General features: G+C 54.5%; 22 protein-coding genes. 16 read left to right on the forward strand and 6 right to left on the reverse strand.

Annotated elements, in window-relative coordinates; all coding sequences use genetic code 11:
- Positions 1-20 precede the first annotated feature (20 nt).
- From ACTH5D_RS01845 to ACTH5D_RS01860, 4 genes are all read right to left on the reverse strand, one after another.
- Positions 21-710 (reverse strand): HAD-IA family hydrolase, encoded by a 690-nt coding sequence (locus ACTH5D_RS01845; protein WP_441667956.1) that lies wholly within the window; start codon positions 708-710, stop codon positions 21-23.
- The gene (locus ACTH5D_RS01850; RefSeq protein ID WP_441667957.1) at positions 707-1,681 is read right to left on the reverse strand and encodes a 2-hydroxyacid dehydrogenase; all 975 of its coding nucleotides are present in this window, start codon (positions 1,679-1,681) and stop codon (positions 707-709) included. The genes ACTH5D_RS01845 and ACTH5D_RS01850 overlap by 4 nt, the downstream gene beginning before the upstream one ends.
- Positions 1,682-1,710: 29 nt before the next feature.
- Positions 1,711-2,694 (reverse strand): sugar kinase, encoded by a 984-nt coding sequence (locus ACTH5D_RS01855; protein WP_441667958.1) that lies wholly within the window; start codon positions 2,692-2,694, stop codon positions 1,711-1,713.
- 104 nt (positions 2,695-2,798) lie between these two features.
- Positions 2,799-3,815, reverse strand: coding sequence for a LacI family DNA-binding transcriptional regulator (locus ACTH5D_RS01860; RefSeq protein WP_441667959.1), 1,017 nt, complete (start codon positions 3,813-3,815; stop codon positions 2,799-2,801).
- A 135-nt stretch (positions 3,816-3,950) separates the two neighbouring features.
- On the opposite strand from ACTH5D_RS01860, the gene ACTH5D_RS01865 reads away from it, so the two are divergent.
- Positions 3,951-4,790, forward strand: a complete 840-nt coding sequence (locus ACTH5D_RS01865; protein ID WP_441667960.1) for a methyltransferase domain-containing protein — start codon at positions 3,951-3,953, stop codon at positions 4,788-4,790.
- A complete protein-coding gene (locus ACTH5D_RS01870) occupies positions 4,787-5,806 on the forward strand; it encodes a methyltransferase (RefSeq protein ID WP_441667961.1) in 1,020 nt (339 codons plus the stop codon). The genes ACTH5D_RS01865 and ACTH5D_RS01870 overlap by 4 nt, the downstream gene beginning before the upstream one ends.
- Before the next feature lie 9 nt (positions 5,807-5,815).
- On the opposite strand, the gene ACTH5D_RS01875 is transcribed toward ACTH5D_RS01870, so the two are convergent.
- On the reverse strand, positions 5,816-6,571 hold the full coding sequence (locus ACTH5D_RS01875) for a FadR/GntR family transcriptional regulator (RefSeq protein ID WP_441667962.1): 756 nt from the start codon (positions 6,569-6,571) through the stop codon (positions 5,816-5,818).
- A 308-nt stretch (positions 6,572-6,879) separates the two neighbouring features.
- Here ACTH5D_RS01875 and ACTH5D_RS01880 point away from each other — a divergent pair, with 308 nt between their 5' ends.
- The 9 genes from ACTH5D_RS01880 (at position 6,880) to ACTH5D_RS01920 (ending at position 16,328) form a co-directional block, all read left to right on the forward strand.
- Positions 6,880-7,620: an SDR family oxidoreductase gene (locus ACTH5D_RS01880; protein WP_441667963.1), complete on the forward strand. Its 741-nt coding sequence runs from the start codon at positions 6,880-6,882 to the stop codon at positions 7,618-7,620.
- Positions 7,621-7,642: 22 nt separating this feature from the next.
- Complete coding sequence (locus tag ACTH5D_RS01885; protein ID WP_441667964.1) at positions 7,643-8,485, forward strand: fumarylacetoacetate hydrolase family protein; 843 nt, start codon at positions 7,643-7,645, stop codon at positions 8,483-8,485.
- 269 nt (positions 8,486-8,754) lie between these two features.
- Positions 8,755-9,792 (forward strand): zinc-binding alcohol dehydrogenase family protein, encoded by a 1,038-nt coding sequence (locus tag ACTH5D_RS01890; protein ID WP_441667965.1) that lies wholly within the window; start codon positions 8,755-8,757, stop codon positions 9,790-9,792.
- Complete coding sequence (locus tag ACTH5D_RS01895) at positions 9,789-11,426, forward strand: UxaA family hydrolase (RefSeq protein ID WP_441667966.1); 1,638 nt, start codon at positions 9,789-9,791, stop codon at positions 11,424-11,426. Before ACTH5D_RS01890 ends, ACTH5D_RS01895 begins: the two co-directional genes overlap by 4 nt.
- The gene (locus ACTH5D_RS01900; RefSeq protein ID WP_441667967.1) at positions 11,423-12,535 is read left to right on the forward strand and encodes a mannitol dehydrogenase; all 1,113 of its coding nucleotides are present in this window, start codon (positions 11,423-11,425) and stop codon (positions 12,533-12,535) included. Before ACTH5D_RS01895 ends, ACTH5D_RS01900 begins: the two co-directional genes overlap by 4 nt.
- A gap of 75 nt (positions 12,536-12,610) precedes the next feature.
- Positions 12,611-13,597 carry a C4-dicarboxylate TRAP transporter substrate-binding protein gene (locus ACTH5D_RS01905; protein ID WP_441667968.1) on the forward strand — a complete coding sequence of 329 codons (987 nt, stop codon included), beginning with the start codon at positions 12,611-12,613 and terminating at the stop codon, positions 13,595-13,597.
- A gap of 58 nt (positions 13,598-13,655) precedes the next feature.
- Positions 13,656-14,129 (forward strand): TRAP transporter small permease, encoded by a 474-nt coding sequence (locus tag ACTH5D_RS01910; protein ID WP_441667969.1) that lies wholly within the window; start codon positions 13,656-13,658, stop codon positions 14,127-14,129.
- Positions 14,130-14,142: 13 nt separating this feature from the next.
- Positions 14,143-15,426 (forward strand): TRAP transporter large permease, encoded by a 1,284-nt coding sequence (locus tag ACTH5D_RS01915; protein ID WP_441667970.1) that lies wholly within the window; start codon positions 14,143-14,145, stop codon positions 15,424-15,426.
- A 170-nt stretch (positions 15,427-15,596) separates the two neighbouring features.
- Positions 15,597-16,328 carry an SIMPL domain-containing protein gene (locus ACTH5D_RS01920; protein WP_441667971.1) on the forward strand — a complete coding sequence of 244 codons (732 nt, stop codon included), beginning with the start codon at positions 15,597-15,599 and terminating at the stop codon, positions 16,326-16,328.
- Positions 16,329-16,346: 18 nt separating this feature from the next.
- Here the strand turns inward: ACTH5D_RS01920 and greB are convergent, their stop codons facing one another.
- A complete protein-coding gene (gene greB, locus ACTH5D_RS01925) occupies positions 16,347-16,877 on the reverse strand; it encodes a transcription elongation factor GreB (protein WP_441667972.1) in 531 nt (176 codons plus the stop codon).
- 160 nt (positions 16,878-17,037) lie between these two features.
- Here greB and ACTH5D_RS01930 point away from each other — a divergent pair, with 160 nt between their 5' ends.
- The 5 genes from ACTH5D_RS01930 (at position 17,038) to cysD (ending at position 20,873) form a co-directional block, all read left to right on the forward strand.
- Complete coding sequence (locus tag ACTH5D_RS01930; protein ID WP_441667973.1) at positions 17,038-17,697, forward strand: TRAP transporter TatT component family protein; 660 nt, start codon at positions 17,038-17,040, stop codon at positions 17,695-17,697.
- A gap of 72 nt (positions 17,698-17,769) precedes the next feature.
- A complete protein-coding gene (locus ACTH5D_RS01935; RefSeq protein ID WP_441667974.1) occupies positions 17,770-18,468 on the forward strand; it encodes an NUDIX domain-containing protein in 699 nt (232 codons plus the stop codon).
- A 40-nt stretch (positions 18,469-18,508) separates the two neighbouring features.
- Positions 18,509-18,955: a DUF1249 domain-containing protein gene (locus tag ACTH5D_RS01940; RefSeq protein WP_441667975.1), complete on the forward strand. Its 447-nt coding sequence runs from the start codon at positions 18,509-18,511 to the stop codon at positions 18,953-18,955.
- Entirely contained in the window at positions 18,955-19,704 is a 750-nt protein-coding gene (locus ACTH5D_RS01945) for a phosphodiesterase (RefSeq protein WP_441667976.1), read from the forward strand. Before ACTH5D_RS01940 ends, ACTH5D_RS01945 begins: the two co-directional genes overlap by 1 nt.
- Positions 19,705-19,880: 176 nt before the next feature.
- On the forward strand, positions 19,881-20,873 hold the full coding sequence (gene cysD / locus ACTH5D_RS01950; RefSeq protein ID WP_441667977.1) for a sulfate adenylyltransferase subunit CysD: 993 nt from the start codon (positions 19,881-19,883) through the stop codon (positions 20,871-20,873).
- Positions 20,874-20,876: the final 3 nt, after the last annotated feature.

Consider the following 20,876-nt stretch of genomic DNA (forward strand, 5'->3'; position numbering starts at 1 on the left):
GAGCGAGCCACCGTCAACGGCTAGACGGTTGCTTGCAGAGATAAGCGCGCGATAGCGGCGGGCAATTCACTTGCATGATGGATGCCCACCGCGCCTTCAGGCGTGCGCTCTTCTTCTGGAAAGTGATTGAGATGCACTACGTGCATACCGGCTTTCAGTCCCGCTTCTACGCCTACGGCTGCGTCATCAATCACGATGCACGCCTGGGGGGCGTAGCCCATGGCAGCCGCCGCCTGGCGATAAAGCTCAGGGTCGGGCTTCCACACATTAAGGGTATAAGCGCTGAACAGGCGATCGCCAAAATGATGGCCAAGCTCGGTGCTTTCTAGCGCGCAGCGGATTTTGGGTTCAGGGCCATTGGAAACCACCGCTTTAGGGTGGGCCCCTAGCTGTTCCAGCGCGGCGGGCATACCGGGAATAGCTTCAAGCTCCGAGCGCATGCGTGTCTCCATGCGTGCGCGCATGCCTGCTTCAAGCGCCGAAAACTCACTGTCAGTGAGTGCTTGAAAGCGGCTTTCCAGCGTTTGAACGATGGTCTGGAAACGCACCCCACGAAATTCCTCCATGTACTGCTGGGCGGAAAACGGCAAACCGAACTCGGGAAGGATCGTCCCCATGATATCGGCGAGCAGCACCTCGCTGTCAACCAGCGTGCCGTCGCAGTCAAAAAGCAGGCAGAAAGGCGCCGCTGCTGGCGTCGCGCTGCTCATTGCCATGTTTCTCCGTTGACCAGGCTAATGGGCCGCTCGCCCTGCAGCGCCAGGCGGATATTATCCACCGCACGCTGGGCCATCGCATCGCGGGTTTCATGAGTGGCAGAGCCAATATGAGGCAAGGCCACGACATTAGCCATCGTGGTCAGCGGTGATGACGCTGGCAGCGGTTCTTGCTCAAATACATCCAGGCCGGCTGCTTTAATCACGCCGTTTTCGAGTGCCTGGATCAGCGCATTTTCATCGACCACTTTGCCGCGGGCGATATTGATGAAGATGCCCGATGGCTTCATCAGTGCAAACTCTTGGGTGCCGATCAGACGTTCGGTTTCAGCGGTAAGAGGAACCGTCACGCAGACAAAATCGGATTCGGCCAGCAGCTCGCTAAGCTCGCGGTGCTGAGCGCCCAACTCACGGTCTAATTCAGGCTTGGCAGAGGCTTTAGCGTAAAGCACCTTCATGCCAAATCCCAAGGCACCGCGCCGAGCGACGGCTTGGCCAATGCGTCCAAAGCCGACCATGCCCAGCGTTTTGCCGTGCACATCGCTACCGAACTGTTCAGGGCCAACGCCGGCCTGCCACTGGCCATCTTTGACCCATTGGGCTAGTTCAACCACGCGGCGTGCGGTGGCCATAATAAGTGTAAAGCCCGTATCAGCAGTGGTCTCGGTGAGTACGTCGGGCGTATTACACAGCATAATGCCGCGCTTAGTGAGTTCATCAACGGGGATGCTGTCGTAACCGACAGAGATGGTCGCGATAACGGCAAGATTGGGCGCGGCATCCAAAATCTGTGCCGTAATCGGCAGGCCGGAACCCACAATGCCATGGGCCTTTGCCAATAATGCGCGAGTCTCTGGGGCATCAAGCTTGGCTGATTTAGGCAGTACGTCTACCTCAAACAAGCCGCTAAGCTCTGCTAGCTGAGCATCGTTAAGACGTCCTTGAACCACTAAGCGTTTTTTCACTGATACTTCCTTATTAAAATTGTGTCGAGTTAAGCCGCCGGCTGGTCGGCTTCAAGCATGCTTAGCCGCTCGCGATTAGGCAGGCCTTCCATATCGCCAATGACTTGAATCGCTTGGGCGCCGATCAGATTGCCGCGCATGACCGCTTGGCGTGCCGAGCGGCCGTCCAACAAGGCGCTGACAACACCCACGGCGAAGCCATCGCCGGCACCTACGGTATCCACAACCTCGTCTACTTGGCAACCGTCTACCGTAAAGCTCGCTTCTTGGCCGTCTAAATGGCCGCGATAATAGCTGCCTTCCGGCCCCAGCTTGATAATGACGGCGCTGGCGCCTTGGTCAAGATAGTAACCTGCTACGTCGTAGGGCGTCTTCTGGCCGGTAAGTAACTGGCCTTCTGAAAGGCCTGGTAATACCCAGTCAGACAAGGCGGCAAGGGCATTAAGCGTCTCGCGCATGTCGGATTCGCTGGCCCACAGGCTGGGGCGTAAATTGGGATCAAAGGAGATGCTGGCACCGCCCGCACGTGCCATGTTGAGCATGTGATAAGAAAGCTCGCGGGCACTGGTAGACAGCGCCGGGGGAATGCCGGTCGCGTGTACATGGCGAAGCGCCGCGAAATCGACATTACTAGCGTCTTGAGGGGCTAGGTGGCTGGCGGCGCTGTTGCGACGAAAATACTCAACGCTAGGGTCGGCACCATCCAGTGCACGCTCTTTGAAAAGCAGCCCCGTAGGGTGCTCGCTATCGTTATGTAGATAGCGGCAGTCGAGCCCTTCCTGTTCGAGCGTTTGACGAATAAAGTCACCAAAACTGTCACTGCCCACCCGGCTCAACCAGCCAACATGAAACCCTAGTCGCGCTAAGCCGATCGCGACATTAGTGTCTGCTCCTGCAATGCGACGCTGAAAATGCTCTATTTCCGAAAGCTTGCCCGGCGACTGCGCCACAAACATGGTCATGGCCTCGCCAAAGGTGAGGATTTCCGGATGATTGGAAAATGAAGGAGGCATAAGTCATCTCTTAATGTTGTGAGTAGCCCAATATGGGAACGATACCATTTGTGATCGCAATGATGAATTCGTGATAGCAGTGATTGATTTGTACTGCAAAAATATTAGTGCTGCGTAGAGCCGCGTGCCATCAGTTTGGGTGGAAAACTGAGCTGCTTGGGCATGGCCACTTTAGTAGGCGTAATGTGATGCATTAAACAGTGCACCGCAGTTTTGCCGATCGTATCGGTGGGCTGGGCAAGTGTTGTGATGCCGGGGGCGACGAGTGCACACCAGTCGAGCTCATCGATGCCCATTAGCCCCACCTCGCCCATGGGTAACCCGAGCTTTTGAAACAGCCGTGCGACGTCTAACGTCACGTTGCCGTTAGCGCATAGAACTGCGCAGCTTAGCGAACTGTGCTCGCTGAGAAAGCGGCTAAGCGTCTCAAGCGCAGCGGTATCGCCAGCGGTTGGCAGCAGCAGCGTGGCGTGCGTCAATTCGCGCCGTGCGGCGTCGTGGGTAAAATGGGTTAATCGCTGCTGTCGGCTACTCGACCGCTCAGGCGCTTCGCTGACATACAGCACGGCTTGGTAGCTTTGGGAGGCGAGATGATCGAGCGCCAGCGTTATGGCTCGCTGGTTATCGAGGCCCACCACTTCCACATCGACATGATTCACTTCACGGTCGAGCAAGACAACAGGTGTTCCCTGGCTGATAAACCGATGCAGCTGGCGCTCGGGACTACCAGCGGCATTAACTACCAAGCCTGCCACCTGATAAGCGCCCAGCAGTGCTAGGTGCTGACGTTCCTGCTCGGGGTCATTGTCGGTGTTACACATCAACAGCGAATAGCCATGCTGGCGGCATGCTTGTTCAACGCCGTGCGTAATCGCGACAGAAAAAGGGTTGCGTATATCCGCTACCAGCATACCGATTAGCTTGGAGTGGCCGCCTTTTAAACTGCGTGCCATTTGGTTGGGCTGATAGCCCAGCCGCTCTGCCGCCTCGGCAATACGTGCCTGTAGGGACGGAGACAGCCGCTCGCGCTCATCGCCAAAGTAACGTGAAACGCTGGTTTTAGACGCACCGGCTATGCGAGCGACTTCAAGAAGGGTGGAGCGGCGAGCGGCGGTAGACATAGCGATCAACTGCGAAATGGGAACGTTCCCACGATAAAAGGTTTAGCGCGTGGGGGCAACCGATTTACAAGCAAGCGTTTGAGGGCTAAGGAAGGTAAACTACGGGCCCTTTATGCCTAAAGCGACGCCCGTGGTATGCACCCCAACGATATGTCGAAGAGCAACCTTATAAGTAGTTATGAATTAACGCAGGCTGGCGATCGCTATTTTGACGGTTTAGCCGATAAGTTTTCCCGTTCTCTCTATCAAGCGCCCCGAGGCGAGCTGCGCTTAGCCATGCTCGACTATTTGCTACCCACCATGCTGCAGCTAAACGGCCAAAAGGTACTAGATGTGGGCGGGGGATTGGGCCAGCAAGCGGCGTGGTTTGCCAAGCGAGGGCATGCGGTGACCATGTCTGAGCCTTCAGAAGAGATGCTGAATTACGCTAAGCATTGGCATCGTGACACGAAATCGCTACCGGAAGAGGCCGTTACTTATGTGCAGGCGCCGCTGCAGTCATTAGTCGATCAGGCGCCAGGGCCATGGGCGCTGATTACCTGTCATGCGGTGCTGGAGTGGCTGGGCGATCCGCAGGCGGCAGTGGCTGCTTTGAGCACTTTATTAGCGCCCGGCGGGCAACTGAGTTTGATGGTATTCAATCGCGACGCGCTGCGTTTTTCGAACGCGGTCAAAGGCAATCTAGAAAAGGCCTTGAGCGATCGCTTAGCGGGCAAAGGCAAGCGCCAACGATTGACGCCCATTTCACCCGTGACCCACGCTGATATTGAGCAGTGGAGCGCTGAGAACGGGCTGCGAATAGAGGCCGTCGCCGGTATTCGTGTGTTCCAAGATTATTTGCGCCAGCCGCCCACGACGCCCGTTGAGCGTGAAACGCTGCTGGCGTTGGAAAAACAGTACTGTCGCCAAGATCCGCATTGGCGCCTAGGTCGCTATCTACTTTACACATTAAGCAAACCGGAGGTCACTGAATGAGCGCAAGAGTGCCCGCGTGTCAGTTGTTAGAACGTCAGCAGGATAGTTATGCCGCGCTGTGGGTCATCGACCCTCCCCTGGATAGCTGGTTGGTTGACCAGTCAGAGGGCGTGGTCAGTGGCAATCAGGGCGTGCTGAACGAGTGGGCCGCCAAAGGCAAGCAAGCCCACAACCCCTTTGAAAGAGCTGTCGGTGAGCCGTTGGGCAAAGAGGTCGTATTATTTTGGCCCAAAGCGCACCAGTTGGGTATCTGGTGGCTTAAGTGGCTATGCGAGCAGCTACCCACCGGTACATCCATTGAAGTAGTGGGCGAGCATCAGGGGGGCATCAAGCGGGTTCCTAAGATATTGGCTGAGCTGGGGATGCCATGCGATAAGCGCGATAATGCGCGGCGCTGCTCGCTTTTTGTCACTCGCACTGCAGCGCTAGACTTAGCCAGTGGGGATGGCGCCAGCGGTAGCGCTTGGCATCGTTTTGAGGCCGTCGGGGTAACGTTGGAAAGCCATCCAGGCGTGTTTGGTCATGGCAAAGTGGACGAGGGCACGCTGCTGATGCTGGAAAGTATCGACAGTTGTTTGCCAAACAAGCCGCTTAAAGTGCTCGATATGGGCTGTGGTGACGGCATTGTAAGCGCGTGGCTGGCGCAGCGTGGCCATCATGTGACCGCTGTCGACGTCAGCGCTTTTGCAATAGAGGCCTGTAAGCGCACGTTGACCGCTAATGGACTGGCTGGGCGTGTGCTGCACAGTGATGTCTTTAGTGCGTTGGAAGGCGAGCAGTTTGACTGGATTATCAGCAATCCACCGTTTCACAAAGAGCGTGATATTAGCTATGGACCCAGCCAGCGCTTAATAAACGGAGCGCCAGAGCATCTAAGCGCAGGCGGCCGTTTAGTGATTGTCGCCAATGGCTTTTTGCCTTATCCAGAGCACTTGCAGCGTGCGTTCCAAGACTTTCAAACCCTAGCGGATAACTGTCGCTTCAAAGTGTATGCAGCGATCAAGCCATCACGCTAGTGCGGTGGCTTACTCTGCAAAGAAAACATTGAGCACGTGGTCGAGATGTACTTCCATCGCATGGCGAGCCGCATCGGGGTCACGTGCTTCAATGGCCTCAACGATTCGTTCGTGGTCGTCCTGAGAGCGCTGCGGCATGTCCGTTTCCATAAATAAGTCTTGGAGGCGGCGAAACATGGGGCCGTATTTATGCCCAAGCAGATGCTTAATCATCAGCGCATAGGCCGCGTTGCCCGATGCTTCGGCAATGCGGATATGCAGTAGGCGATCCCCCGCGCAGTTGCGCCCACCGTTGGCGTTGTCGGACACGTTGCGCTTATACGCTAAGCGCATCGCTCTTAGATCATCTTCAGATGCATTCTGGGCTGCCAAGGCAGCAATTTCTGGCTCCAGATAGCGGCGCGTCTGAAGGAGAGAAAAGGGCGGAATTTCTTCATTTAAATTGAGCTCTATTTCGCTCTCGAACTCAGGGTCCAGCGCCCAGGGTTCGGTGCGTGCGGCTGCGCGCATCACCGGTTCGATAGGCGTATAGCGAGACTCAAGTACCACCACACCATAGCCAACACGCACGGCCACTTGTCCTACTACTTCCAGGGCAATTAAAGCCTCTCTAACAGAGGCACGACTAACGCCAAGTGATAGGGCAAGCTCGCGCTCAGGCGGGAGCAGCGTTCCCGTAGGAAACTCTCCTTCACTGATAAGCTGCTGAAGCTGATCAGCAATCTGACGATAGAGGCGCTGTGAGCGGATGGCTTGAATCGGCATTCGTGGTGCTTCCCGTCCATGTTAACGATGGTTTGCGGCTACAAGGCGTAGCGGCTAAAAAGAGGTAACGGCTAAGTTTAAAAATACTAAAGACTATAAAGGCCACAGCGTATAAAGACTAAAGTTTATAGCGACTAAAGTTCATCTTAAAAAACCATTATTTGGTCTTTTTGTGGCTTGCCAGGATGAAAGAAGTTCGCTCATACTCGATTCATTGGTCAGGCCATTGGATGTCTAGATGATTTGGCCTTATGTATGTTCCCACGATTTTCAGAGACGTGCCATCGCTATTAAAGGTGTGATATAGCATGAGACTCAAGAATAAAACTGCACTGATCACCGCCGCTGCGAACGGTATTGGGCGTGCCAGCGTTGAACGCTTTATTGCCGAGGGCGCGCGCGTATTCGCCACAGATATCGATATTAGCAGCCTAGAAAATATGCCGGGCGTTGAAGCGTATCGCCTGGACGTAACGGACAGCCAAGCGATTCATGAACTGGCTAGCTCGCTGCCAGCATTGGACATATTGTTTAACTGCGCAGGCATGGTTCCCGGTGGCAACATTCTGGAGTGCGACGAAGCTTCGTGGCAGCGCTCCATGGACCTGAACGTCACCTCGATGTTTCATACCCTGCAGGCTTTCCTGCCCGGTATGCTAAACAACGGTGGCGGCAGCATTATCAACATGGCGTCACTGGCATCTAGCATTAAAGGTGTTCCCAATCGCTGCGCCTATGGCACGTCCAAGGCGGCGGTGATTGGGCTAACCAAGTCGGTGGCCGCCGACTTTATGACCCAAGGTATTCGCTGTAACGCGATTTGTCCTGGCACCGTTGAGTCACCCTCATTGAAGCAGCGCATCGCCGAACAGGCCCGCCAAGAAGGGCGCAGCGATGCCTACGTGCTTGAGGCGTTCAAGGCGCGGCAGCCGATGGGCAGGCTAGGGCGCGTTGAAGAAGTGGCGGCGCTAGCGACATTTTTGGCCTGCGATGAGTCGCAGTTCATTACCGGTACCACTCAGTTAATTGATGGTGGCTGGGCCAACTGATCATTATAGGAGTCATAACAATATGAAACTCGTACGTTTTGGACAGCCGGGCCAAGAGAAGCCGGGTATTATCGACAGCCAGGGCGCTGTGCGTGACCTTTCCGCCATCGTTGATGATATTGCCGGCGATGTGCTCAGCGATGAAGGACTGCAGGCGCTGCGCAACCTGGACCTTTCAACATTGCCTGAAGTCGCGGCGGATACTCGCTTAGGGCCCTGCGTTGGCCGCATTGGTAAGTTTATTTGCATTGGTCTTAACTATTCTGATCACGCTGCGGAAACCGGTGCTGAAGTACCGCCAGAGCCGGTCATTTTTAACAAATGGACCAGCGCGGTGTGTGGCCCCAACGATAACGTAGAAATTCCGCGCGGCTCTAAGAAGACCGATTGGGAAGTAGAGCTTGGCGTTATTGTCGGCAAGGGTGGCCGCTACATTGATGAAGCCGATGCCATGTCTCATGTGGCGGGTTTTTGCGTGGTTAATGATGTCTCTGAGCGCGCGTATCAGTTGGAGCGAAGCGGCACCTGGGATAAAGGTAAAGGCTGCGATACGTTTGGCCCCTTGGGCCCCTGGCTTGTATCACGCGATGACGTTGCTGACCCTCATCAGCTTAACATGTGGCTTGAGGTCGATGGTCACCGCTATCAGAACGGCAACACCCGCACGATGGTGTATCAGGTGCCTTTTCTGATTAGCTACTTGAGCCAGTTCATGAGCCTACAGCCCGGTGACGTTATTTCCACCGGAACACCCCCTGGCGTGGGTATGGGCCAGCAGCCAGCGATTTATCTTCGCGATGGGCAGCAAATGCGCTTAGGCATCGATGGTCTGGGTGAGCAGCTCCAGCGCGTTGTTCAAGCATAAGATGAGAACGCTCAGTTAGATCTAACATCAGCGCCAGCGGCTTACTTTGCTGCTGACGCTTTAGTCAATGAGTTTGTCAGACCACAGGTTGGTGAAATAGTACGCTTCTAAAGGTCTGACCACTGGATCAATGTACCTGTTAATTTAACGTACCTATTCATTTAACGTACCTATCAAGTCCAAGTACTTATGACGTTAATGTACCTATCAGGCTGTGCGGCACATGGTCTGTGCTTGGTGACCAGTGCTACACGAAAAGGAATGCACTAATGCAAGTTCTCGTCTGTTCAAAACCGCATCACCTAGAGCTAAGCCAGGCCAGCCGCCCAGCGTGTACTCCTGGTTACGCGGTTGTTCGTATTCGCCGTATTGGTATTTGCGGTACGGATATTCACGCCTACGGTGGCAACCAGCCCTATTTTGAATATCCACGGGTGCTAGGCCACGAACTGGCGGGGGAAGTGGTCGAGGCCGCGGACGAGCAATCGCAGCATTGGGTCGGTAAGAATGTTTACGTGATTCCTTATCTACATTGCGGTGAATGCCGCGCTTGCCTGCAGGGAAAAACCAACTGCTGCCAGCACATGCAGGTCATTGGCGTGCATCGAGACGGCGGTATGGCCGAGTACTTAGCCGTTCCAATCAGCCACCTTGTGGTCTCAAAAACGTTGAGCCTTGATCAGCTAGCGCTAGTGGAATGTATGGCTATTGGCGCGCATGCGGTACGACGTAGTCAGTTGCAGGTGGATGAGCTGGCCGTAGTCGTTGGCGCTGGTCCTATTGGAATGGGCGTGCTGCAGGTAGCTAAGGGTCGTGGCGCACGTACGCTGATGGTAGACACTAATGCCTCACGGTTAGCTTTTTGCCGCGATGTGCTGGGCGCCGATGCCGTTGTGAATCCCTTGGAAGATGATGTTGCTGAACGCATCAGCCAATTGAACGGCGGGGCGCTGGCAGAGGTTGTTTTCGATGCAACCGGTAATCCTCGCGCGATGGAAGCAGGTTTCGATCTTGCCGGTCATGGCGGCCGCTATGTGCTGGTCAGTATTGTCAAAGCCGACATTTCATTTAACGATCCTGATTTCCATAAGAAAGAACTGACGCTGATGGGCAGCCGCAATGCGACGCCTGAGGACTTTGCCTGTGTCGTGTCGCTCATGGAAAGTGGCGCTATCAATGCCGATGCGATGATTACGCATCGTGCACCGCTCACGGATGTGCCCGCCAAAATGCCGCAGTGGTGTGATCCTGCCAATCACGTCATTAAAGCCATGATCACCATCGATACTGACGAGGCGCACTCATGAGTGACCTGATTGCTACGCAAACGGCCCATCTCACCCTGCGGGTCCACGCGCTGGATAATGTCCGAGTGGCACTCACCGACCTGCCTGCAGGCACGGTGGTTGAAGATCAAGACACACCGATTACTCTCCCTGGCCCCGTGCGCCATAAGCACAAGTTCGTACTGGGTGATATGGCGGTTGGTGATTTGGTTGTCATGTACGGCGTCACGGTGGGTAAAGTGACTCAGCCTATTGCCGCAGGCGGCGCTATTACCACCGAAAACCTAGTGCATTCGACGGATAATTTGTCTGCGAATAGTCAACATACTACGTGGCAGCCGCCCGTGGTCAGCGCATTCGAGAAGGCCACGTTCGACGGCTATCACCGCCCCGATGGACGAGTTGGAACGGCCAACGTGTGGCTCGTAGTGCCGTTGGTGTTTTGTGAAAACCGTAATATTGAGGTGCTTCGCCAGTGTGTCGCTGACGCGCTGGGTGACGACCCTTTTCAAGACTACAAGCGCATGGCGCGCCAGTTATTGCATGGCGACAGTGCGGCTGAGTCTACGACGTCTTCGAATGAGCGTTTATTTCCTAACGTTGATGGCGTGCGCTTTCTGGTTCATCAGCTGGGCTGTGGCGGTACGGACGGCGATGCCGAGGCGCTCTGTCATCTGCTGGCAGGCTATATTTGTCACCCCAACGTAGCGGGGGCAACGGTACTGAGCCTGGGCTGTCAGAAAGCGCAGATCACCATGCTACAAAATGCTATCGCAGAGCGTGATCCCGCGGGTTACAAGACCGTTAGCTATTTCGAGCAGCAGCGCTCTGAGAGTGAAGAAGTGTTAATTCGTGATGCGTTAACGGCTATTTTTGATGGCCTCAAGCAGGCCAATCAAGTCACCCGGCAGCCCGCACCGCTTTCTGAGCTCACGCTAGGCGTTGAGTGCGGCGGTTCGGATGGTTTTTCCGGGCTTTCTGCCAATCCGCTAGTGGGCGCGGTCGTTGATCGTTTAGTGGCGTTGGGTGGCAGCGGTATTTTGAGTGAGTTTCCTGAGCTGTGTGGTGTCGAGCATGAGCTGCTGGCGCGCTGTAGTGATCCAAACGTTGCCGAGCGGTTTAGCTCGCTGATGGCGGCCTATCAGCGCCATGCCCATGCGGTCGGCGCCGATTTCTCTATGAACCCTTCGCCGGGAAACGTTCGTGATGGCTTGATCACCGATGCGATGAAGTCAGCCGGGGCTGCCAAAAAGGGCGGCGATAGCCCGGTGGTTGACGTACTTGATTACACCGAGCCCATGACGCGTAAGGGACTTAATCTATTGTGCACCCCAGGCAATGACGTGGAGTCGACGACAGGCTTGGTGGGCTCCGGCGCCAACCTTGTACTGTTTACGACCGGATTGGGTACGCCGACCGGGAACCCCGTTGCACCGGTGCTTAAGATTGCCAGCAACAGCGAACTCGCTAGCCGAATGAGCGATGTAATCGATTTTGATGCCGGCCCTATTATTCGCGGTGAAACCGATATCGCGACACTGGCTGATGAGTTGCTGACGATGTGTATCGACACCGCTTCGGGGCGCTATGTCACCAAAGCAGTGCGGCTTTCACAGCTGGACTTTATTCCCTGGAAGCGGGGCGTCTCGCTGTGAGTCTCCCGCTGCATCAAGCAAGCATCGTTCAGTTTGGCACCAGCCGGTTTCTGCTGGGCCACGTGGCCGCCTTTGCTGGCGAGGCCATAGCTCAAGGTGTTAGCCAAGAGGCTGTACTGGTAGTGCAGACCTCTGCTCGTCCGGAAGGCAAAGCCAAAGCCTCGGCCTTGGCGCAGCAGGCTAGTTACCCTTTACATGTTAAAGGCTTGCGCGACGGCTTACCTGTCGATGAGCAGTATGCCGTTGGCAGTGTGGCCGGCTGTATGGTGGCTGCACAAGAGTGGGCGTCATTAGCGCGCCACTTTATCGAAACGGCCCGTTGGGTGGTGTCCAATACGGGCGATAGCGGCTATCAGGTCGCCAATGATTCCAGCTTGGCGGATGTGCCTTCAAGTTTCCCAGGCAAACTTACCAAGCTGCTTTATGCGCGTTTTCAGGCAGGGCGGCCGGGACTGACGCTGCTTCCTTGCGAGTTGATTAGCCGCAACGGTGACGTGCTAAAAGAGCTTGTCGCTACCTTGGCTCGACGGGACTATCAAGATGCCGACTTTGACGCATGGCTGGTGTCCCAGTGCTGCTGGGTCAATACGCTGGTGGATCGCATCGTTTCAGCGCCGCTTGAACCCGTCGGCGCCGTTGCCGAACCCTACGCGCTTTGGGCCGTGCAACAAACGCCTGGCCTGGTCATGCCGTTTGAACATTCTGCCGTGCAAGTGGTGAGCTCACTGCAGCCTTATGAATTACGCAAACTGCATATTCTCAATCTGGCGCACAGCTACCTGATAGATCAGTGGCGCTATCTGGGTTTGAGTGAATCAATAACCTACGTAAGAGAAGCCATGCAGGAGCCGCGGCTGCGTACGGCGCTTAATGAGCTGATAGCAGAGGAGGTGCTGCCCACATTATCCCGTGAGCTGCCCGACATGGACTTAGAAAGCTACTGGCAGAGCACGCTGGAGCGATTCGATAATCCCTATCTGGATCACCGCTTAGACGATATCGCGAACTATCACCACGACAAGCTGGAACGTCGTTTGAAACCCGTGGTGAGCATGGCTAAACAACACAACATTCTAACGCCTCGGCTTGAAAAGGCCCTTGAGCGATAAGCATTGGCAATCGCGGCCTACCAAGTGTCTGGCCGTCACTATCACTGCAGTTAAACAAAAAAAATGGAGTACTACATGCGCCTTAATAAACTCACTCTTGCTATTACGCTTGCGACCGCAACCAGTATTGGCATTGTTAGCACCGCGAATGCCAGCACGGTGATTCGCGTAGCTTATGGTAACCAGCCCGGCGAGCCGGTGGACGTGGCTGTCAACCAGTGGGCCGAATGGGTGAACGAGGCTAGTAACGGTGAGCTGGAGCTGAAAGCGTTTCCCGCAAGCCAGCTAGGCTCGGAAACCGATGTAATGGAGCAGGCGCGGTTTGGCTCAGCCATTATTTCGATTACCGCTTACAGTAATTTTCTTGACTCGGTGCCTGATCTGGCCGTTTTAGATGCGCCGTATTTAAGCGAAGACTTCGACTCTAAGCTCAAGGTTTTTGACTCCGAGTGGTTTGCTGAGCAAATGACCCTGCTGCAGTCGTCCGGTTACCACATTGTCATCCCTAACGCGGTGTATGGCGTTCGCCATTTGCTCACGCGTGATCCGGTTAATACGCCGGAAGACCTCGACGGTGTCGGCGTGCGCGTGCAGAACTCGCAAATGTATGTTGAAGCGATCCGCGCCATGGGCGCAACGCCGACGCCTATGTCGCTGGGTGATGTCTATCCCGCCTTGGCTCAGGGAATGGTCGATGGCGTCGAAAATCCGGCTGCCGTGCTTTACGGCGGGAAATTTTATGAAGTGGTCAAGCACCTGAGCTTAACGGCGCATATGCATACCGTCGCGCCTTTCGTTACCGGCCAGGCCTTCTGGGAACAGCTTGATGAAGAGCAGCAGCAAATTCTGACCGATACAGGCCAGCAAATGGCTGAATACCTGGCTGAGCTTGTTGCTGAAGATAGTGAGCAGGCGCTGGAGAAACTGCGTAGCGAAGGCGTGGAGATTCACGCAATAGATACCGCTCCTTTCCATGAGCGGGCAGCTGAGCAAATTCCCTCCGCTTTTCCGCAGTGGACTGATGGTCTTTACGACAACGTCTACCAGATTATCAACGGCTGATTAGCGTGTGATTTTATGGCTCCCCGGCGTGCCGGGGAGCCTAATCAAGGAGGCTGGTATGAAGCGTATTTTTACGTGGCTGGATCGGGTCATGCGCCTTGATGAGGTTATCGCCACCGCCGCTGTTTTTGCTCTTTTCCTGGTGGCTATTAGCAATATATTTATGCGCTATCTATTTGGTTCGCCGCTGGCATGGACAGAAGAGATACTCCAATTGCTGCTGGTCTGGGCCACCTTTTTAGGCGCCAGTGCGCTGGTAAGGCGCCGTGAGCATGTGTTTATCAGCTTCGTTACTGACAAGCTTCCTCCTCGCTTAGCACGTTGGAATGAGCAGGTGTTCAGCGTTGGCATCATTTTGATCAGTGCCTTGGTCATGCTGTATTGGGGAGCTCAGCTGCTTAGCTTCTCAGCGTTTCGCAGCACGCCGATGCTGCAAATTCCCTATTACTGGATTCATGTAGCCATCCCTGTCAGTGCGGTGGTGATGATTTATCACTGTGTGGTCCGGCTGATTCAGCGACATACACCATAGGAGGCTCAATCAAATGGCTGTGAGTATTGCTATTGGCGCACTGTTTTTGCTGTTTTTTGTAGGGACACCCGTCGCCTTCGCGCTGTTTTTTTCTACGTTTCTTTACTTCATTGTCGGGGCCGATCAGCCGACGATGTTGCTGATTCAGCGTCTGGCTGGGGGCTTGGAATCCGTATCGTTATTAGCGATACCGTTTTTCATTATGGCTGGCGTGTTCATGAACTATTCCGGCATTACGGACCGGCTGCTTAAATTAGCAGAGCTGCTTACACGGCGTATGCACGGTGGTTTGGCGCAGGCCAACGTTCTGTTAAGCACCTTTATGGGCGGGCTGTCTGGCTCTAACATTGCCGATGCCGCGATGAACTCAAAACTGCTGGTGCCTAGCATGACCGCCAAAGGCTACCCCAAGCCTTTTTCCAGTGCGGTAACGGCAGCTTCGTCGTTAATTACCTCTACTATCCCTCCCGGTATTGCACTGATCGTTTATGGCTACGTCAATAACGTATCGATTGGGCGGCTGTTTCTGGCGGGGGTCGTGCCCGGCGTGTTAATGGCCATCAGCTTAATGGTCTTGGTGTCTTATTTGTGCCGTCGGAATAACTATCAGCCGCCTGAGCGCAGCAAAGTGACGCGCCATGAATGGGTTAGCGTCACGCGAGCCGGCATCATCGCCTTAATGCTGCCACTGGTTGTGATCGGGGGTATTCGTATTGGTGTCTTCACGCCAACTGAAGCTGGCGCTATTGCGGTGCTCTATGCGCTGATTGTGGGTGTCTTCGTTTACAAGCAGATGTCTGTCAAGAGCATTGCACTGGCCACCAATGAGTCACTGTTGGCGTCGGTCAATGTGCTCTTTATCATCGCTGTCGCTTCGGGCTTTGCGCGTTTTCTTACCTGGGAGCAGATCCCTCAAGAAATCGCTATGCTGCTGTCTTCAGAGGTGGGTAGTGCCATTGTCTTCCTGCTGTTGGCCAACTTGCTGCTGCTGGTGCTGGGAATGTTTCTGGAGGGCAATGCGATATTGATTGTGCTGTCTCCGTTATTAGCCCCTGTGGCTGCTCAGTTCGGCATCGATCCGGTTCACTTTGGTATCATTTTTATCATTAATGCCACGATTGGAACCATAACGCCGCCCTTGGGCACGGTCATGTTCACTACCTGCAGTATCACCGGCGTCAGCATTGCGGACTTTATACGTGCGGTCATGCCATTCTGGCTGGTGATGGTAGGCATACTGCTACTGACAACCTTTGTGCCAGCAATCTCACTGGCCCTGCCCGCGTTAGTTTTCTAATCTTTCTGTTTATATCCCTCTGTTTGTCTAAATAGATAAAGGCGCCGAAGGTTCTTCTGCGCCTTTATCCTTGAAATTGCCACATTCAGCCACCGACGAAACAGCCGTTCGGGTCTATGATGTGTCACAAGCATTGGGCGATTTGACAGGCGTTAGTCGAGGTGGCCGTTATGACAGGAAACGTTCGAAATACTGCGGTGCTGGGCAGTGCTGTTTTGCTAGGCGGGCTTCTTGCGTTGGGGCTCGTGTGGAGCGGCAGCTACATCAAAGGGGCGGCTGAGGTATGGCAGCAGTCGTCGCGTAGCGTCACCGTGCGTGGATTAGCCGAGCGAGACGTCGAGGCCGATTTGGTATTGTGGCCGTTTAACTACACGGTGAGCGCCAATAGTTTAAGTGATCTAGAGCAGCAGCTAAGCAACGGCGAGGGGGCAATTCGCGATTTCCTCCAGACTCAAGGCTTCGCTTCAGAGCATGTGAGCTCAACACCGCCACGGATTACTGATCAGTACAGCAACCAGTACGGTGGAGGCCAGCGCCCCGATGAGCGCTATCTTGCTGAAGCAACGCTGCTGCTGCGCTCACCCGACGTAGAGGGCGTGATTGAAGCAATTCCTAATGCGACCTCGTTAGTGCGAGAAGGCGTACTGCTTTCACCTAGTTACGAATACCGCACGGAATTTCTGTTTACGGGCCTGGATGCCATTAAGCCAGAAATGATTGCGGCCGCAACGGCAGATGCGCGTAACGCTGCACAGCAGTTTGCTGAAGATTCGGGTAGCCAAGTGGGCCAGATACGCCAAGCGACCCAAGGCTACTTTTCGATTGAAGATCTGGATAGCTACACGCCGCAAACCAAGCGCGTGCGCGTTGTGACTACGGTCGACTACTCGCTCCAGGATTGAGCCTTACAGCGTTGCCTATTAGCCAGTGTAATCGATGACGGTGATGGTATAAAACGTATAGCCGTTAGGCGTAAGCACTTTTGCTTCTTCCCCAACCTGTTTGCCTAGCAGTGCTTTGGCCATGGGGGCATCGATACTGATCCAGCGCTTTTTGGTATCGATCTCATCGTGGCCAACAATTCTAAGATGTACCTGCTCACCGCTTTCATCTTCCAGGCTCACGTAGGCACCAAAAAACACTTTACTGGTGTCGGCGGGAAGACGATCAACAATTTGCAGCTCATCCAAACGTGTCGTCAGGTAGCTAATACGCGCAATCACGCGATTTAGCTCTTTCTTGTTGTAGGTGTAATCAGCGTTTTCACTGCGATCGCCCTGAGCTGCGGCTTCGCCGACTTTGGCAGAAATTTCCGGGCGTTTAACGCGTGACAGGTGATCTAAAATAGCGCGTAAGCGTGAAGCGCCCTCGCTGGTAATCAGGTTGCTCTTAGGGGCTTGACGCGGATCTTTTGCTGGATCGCGCCAGCGGGTCATGTTGCGGCCTTTCATTACCTGTTCCCTATTATGTATCAAGCTATCTACCTTACGTTAATTGCGGGAAGCATACCAAGCAAGATGCTACTGGCGAATCATTCAAACGTTCGTTACATTGTTTGAGAGGCCCGCCGTTGTTAGGTCTCCTCGGGACAACAATAATTTAGGAGCATGTATGCGAACTCTGTCTTTTGCACGTTTACCTTTAAAGCGTTCATTAATGGCCATCCTCATTGGTAGCGCGCTTACGCTGTCACCCCTTGCCGCCACGGCCTTTGAAGGCGAGCTGTTCTCGCTGAAGAATCGCTGGGAACATACCGTTACCGACATGCCCGCGAATGAGCGGGAAAGCACGCTGAAGGCGCTGGCGGCAGAGGCGGGGCAGTTGGCGGAGCAACAGCGCGATAACGCCGACGTGCTGGTTTGGCAGGGCATTATATTGGCGTCTTATGCCCGTGAGCGGGGCGGTTTAGGTGCACTGGGCACCGCGGGCGATGCTCGTAATGTGCTTGAACGGGCAATTGAGATTGATCCCCAGGGTAGCAACGGCTCGGCTTATGTCACCCTAGGTGCTTTATACGACCGTGCACCGGGGCGCCCCATCGGTTTTGGTAATAGCGGTACCGCCGAGCGGATGTTCCAACGTGCTTTAGAGATTCGCCCCGACGGCATTGATGTTAATTATTACTACGCTGCTTTTCTAAAAGCAGAGGGCAATGAACAGGCCGCGAGGGAGCATGCGCAGCGCGCGGTTGAGGGTACGGCCCGCGATAGCCGACAAGCGTCTGATGAAGCCTTGCGTCGTGATGCGCAGGCAATGCTAAACGAGCTTTAACCTACCGCCTGAATTGGCATTCCCAGTGGCAAGCATTGATAATAGCGTCATTATCATCACTGGGAGTGCCTCATGGCGACCCGCTCTAAGAACGTATCTTCTCCAGGCTCCGCGCAGCCAGTCGCTCCTTTTAAAAACACCACGCTTAGCGTTGCGCTGTTAAATAGCGACGACGTTGAGCTGTTCAAGCGTGAAACGCTGTACCAGGGATTTTTTCGTCTCGATGGGCTAGAGCTTCGTCACCGCCTCTTTGAAGGCGGTTGGAGCGAGCCTGTGCGCAGAGAAGTGCATAGCCGCTTTGATGCGGTAGGGGTACTGCTCTACGACCCTGAGCGCGATTCATTGGTGTTAATCGAGCAGTTTCGTGCGGGCGCCATTGACGATGCTTTATCGCCCTGGAAGTTAGAATTTGTGGCCGGCTTAGTGGAAAAAGGCGAGTCGCTGGAAGACGTTGCACGCCGAGAAGCGTGGGAAGAGGCCGGCTGTAAAGTGACGGAGCTAACCAAACTGCATACTTACTACCCCAGCCCCGGCGCCTGCAACGAGCAAGTGACCCTATTTTGTGGTTTGGTAGATACCCAAGGATTAGGCGGCATTCATGGGTTAGATGAAGAGCATGAAGATATTCGTGTCCACGTGGTGCCCTTTGCTAATGCGTGGGAACTCTTGGGCCTGGGAAGACTCGACAACGCCATGTGTTTGATTGGGCTACATTGGTTAAATAGCCAACGAGCGTCGCTGCGCGCCGCGTCACAGCGGGCGTCGACCTAACGTAAAATACATGCAAAAGCGAAAAAAACGAGGAGTGAACATGGCGAGAACGGCCTATGTCACCGATTTAAAATCGCTCCAGGGGGAGTGCGGCGCCAACTACTTACGTTTGGTGCGCTTGGTCGGCGATATGGAGGCCGGCCAGCGACGTGATATCGCCCTGCGGGGAGATAAGCAGCATTTTGGTGACTTACATCTTTATATTCACGAGCAGGCGCCTTACACCACGATGGTGGATGTTTTTCAAAGCGGGCCGCTAGATACCGTCATGGAAAGCCCGCGTATGCGCGTGCATCTTTATCACGATGTACGCATGGCGGAAGTGACCGATTTTCAACGCGAGCGCCATTTCAACGGCCGCTATCGGTATCCCAACGCCCGCATGCATCAACCGGATGAAAAGCTTCAGCTAAATCGTTTTTTAGGGGAATGGTTGGCCCATGGCCTTGCCCACGGCCACAGCATTGACGTGCCGGAGACTCCCTAATGCGCCTTGTGCAAATTACCGATGCCCACCTTTACGCTGATATCAATGCGTGTTCTCGAGCGGGCGTGCCTTGGCGGCAGTTTCAGCAGGTGCTAAGCGCGGTGGCGGACGAGCAGCCTGATATCGTGCTATTCAGTGGCGATATCAGCCAAGACGAGTCCGCCGCTTCTTATGCCTTAGCGGTTCAGGCCATGGACACACTGCCGTGCCCTTGGTATTGGCTGCCAGGTAATCATGATCAACTGGCGCTAATGACCGCCGAGCGTCCGCTGATTGAGGACGTAGCGTGTGATGCATGGCGTTTGCTGCTGCTTAATACGCGCGTTGAGGGCAAGCCTTTTGGAGAGCTGGGCAACGAGAGGCTAGCGGCATTAGACGAGCAGCTAAAAGCAGATGATCGGCCAACGCTGATTGTGATGCACCACCCGCCGGTGGATGTTGGCGCCGTATGGATGGACGCCATTGGTTTGCAAGATAGGGAAGCATTTTGGCAGCTGCTGAGCGCTTATCCTCAGGTTAAGATCATCCTGTTTGGCCACGCGCACCAAGCCTATGCCCAGCGTCATGAAATAAGCAGCCAAGAAATAGACCTCCATGAAATAGCCGTCTACGGCTGCCCGGCAACCGCCGACCAGTTTTTACCGGGGGCTGAGCATTTTGCTATTGATGAAGCATCACGGCCCGGCTATCGCGTCATTGACCTAGAAGGAATCAAGTGGCAAACCTGGGTTGAGCGCGTTGCGGTATAGCACTTTTATGGCTATGAATATCTTGATAGGCGATAAAGATATAAAAAGATAGTTATTAATTCTTTTGGGTTATTATAAGCTCGGCGTTATCCTACCTGCATTCGAACGTACATTTTAAGAACGTACACTGTATTTCATAGCTTGTACGACGAGCTAGTTCCTGCGAGGTATGGGCCATGACCCAATTTTCTACACTGTCCTCAGGGGTACCGTCTTCCAAGACGGCACCTTCAGCGCCGCTCCGCGAGGTATCTGTTACACCTGACGCCGCGCGCTTGACCCACCTTAAGCAATTAGAAGCTGAGTCTATCCATATCATTCGCGAAGTTGCGGCTGAGTTTTCCAACCCGGTCATGATGTATTCGATCGGCAAAGACTCTTCGGTCATGCTACATCTAGCACGCAAAGCCTTTTATCCCGGTACGCCGCCATTTCCGCTGATGCACGTGGACACCACGTGGAAATTTCGCGAGATGATCGAGTTTCGTAATCGTATGGCGGCAGAGGCGAGTATGGAGCTGATCGTGCATACCAATGAAGAGGGGCGGGCTGCCAATATCAACCCGTTTGATCACGGCAGCGCCAAATACACCGATATCATGAAAACTCAGGCGCTCAAGCAGGCGTTAGACAAGCATGGATTTGATGCCGCTTTTGGCGGCGCGCGCCGCGATGAAGAGGCGTCGCGGGCCAAAGAGCGCGTTTACTCATTTCGTGACAAATATCATCGTTGGGACCCTAAAAGCCAGCGCCCTGAGCTGTGGAATGTGTATAACGCTAAGGTCAATAAAGGCGAGTCAATCCGTGTTTTTCCGCTTTCCAACTGGACCGAGCTGGATATCTGGCAGTACATCTACCTAGAGTCGATCCCTATTGTGCCGCTGTACTACTCGGCCAAGCGCTCCGTGGTCGAGCGCGACGGTATGCAGGTTATGGTCGATGACGATCGCCTACCGCTGGCGCCAGGTGAAGTGCCGGAACAAAAGTCCGTGCGGTTCAGAACGCTTGGCTGCTACCCGCTGACCGGTGCCGTGGAGTCAGAAGCCGCGACGCTTCCAGAAATTATTCAAGAGATGCTGCTGACCCGAACGAGCGAGCGAAGTGGCCGTGCTATTGACCGCGATCAAGTCGGTTCGATGGAGAAGAAAAAGCGCGAAGGCTATTTCTAAAGG

Source organism: Halomonas sp. (genome assembly GCF_052095695.1).
Classification (GTDB): Bacteria; Pseudomonadota; Gammaproteobacteria; order Pseudomonadales; family Halomonadaceae; genus Vreelandella.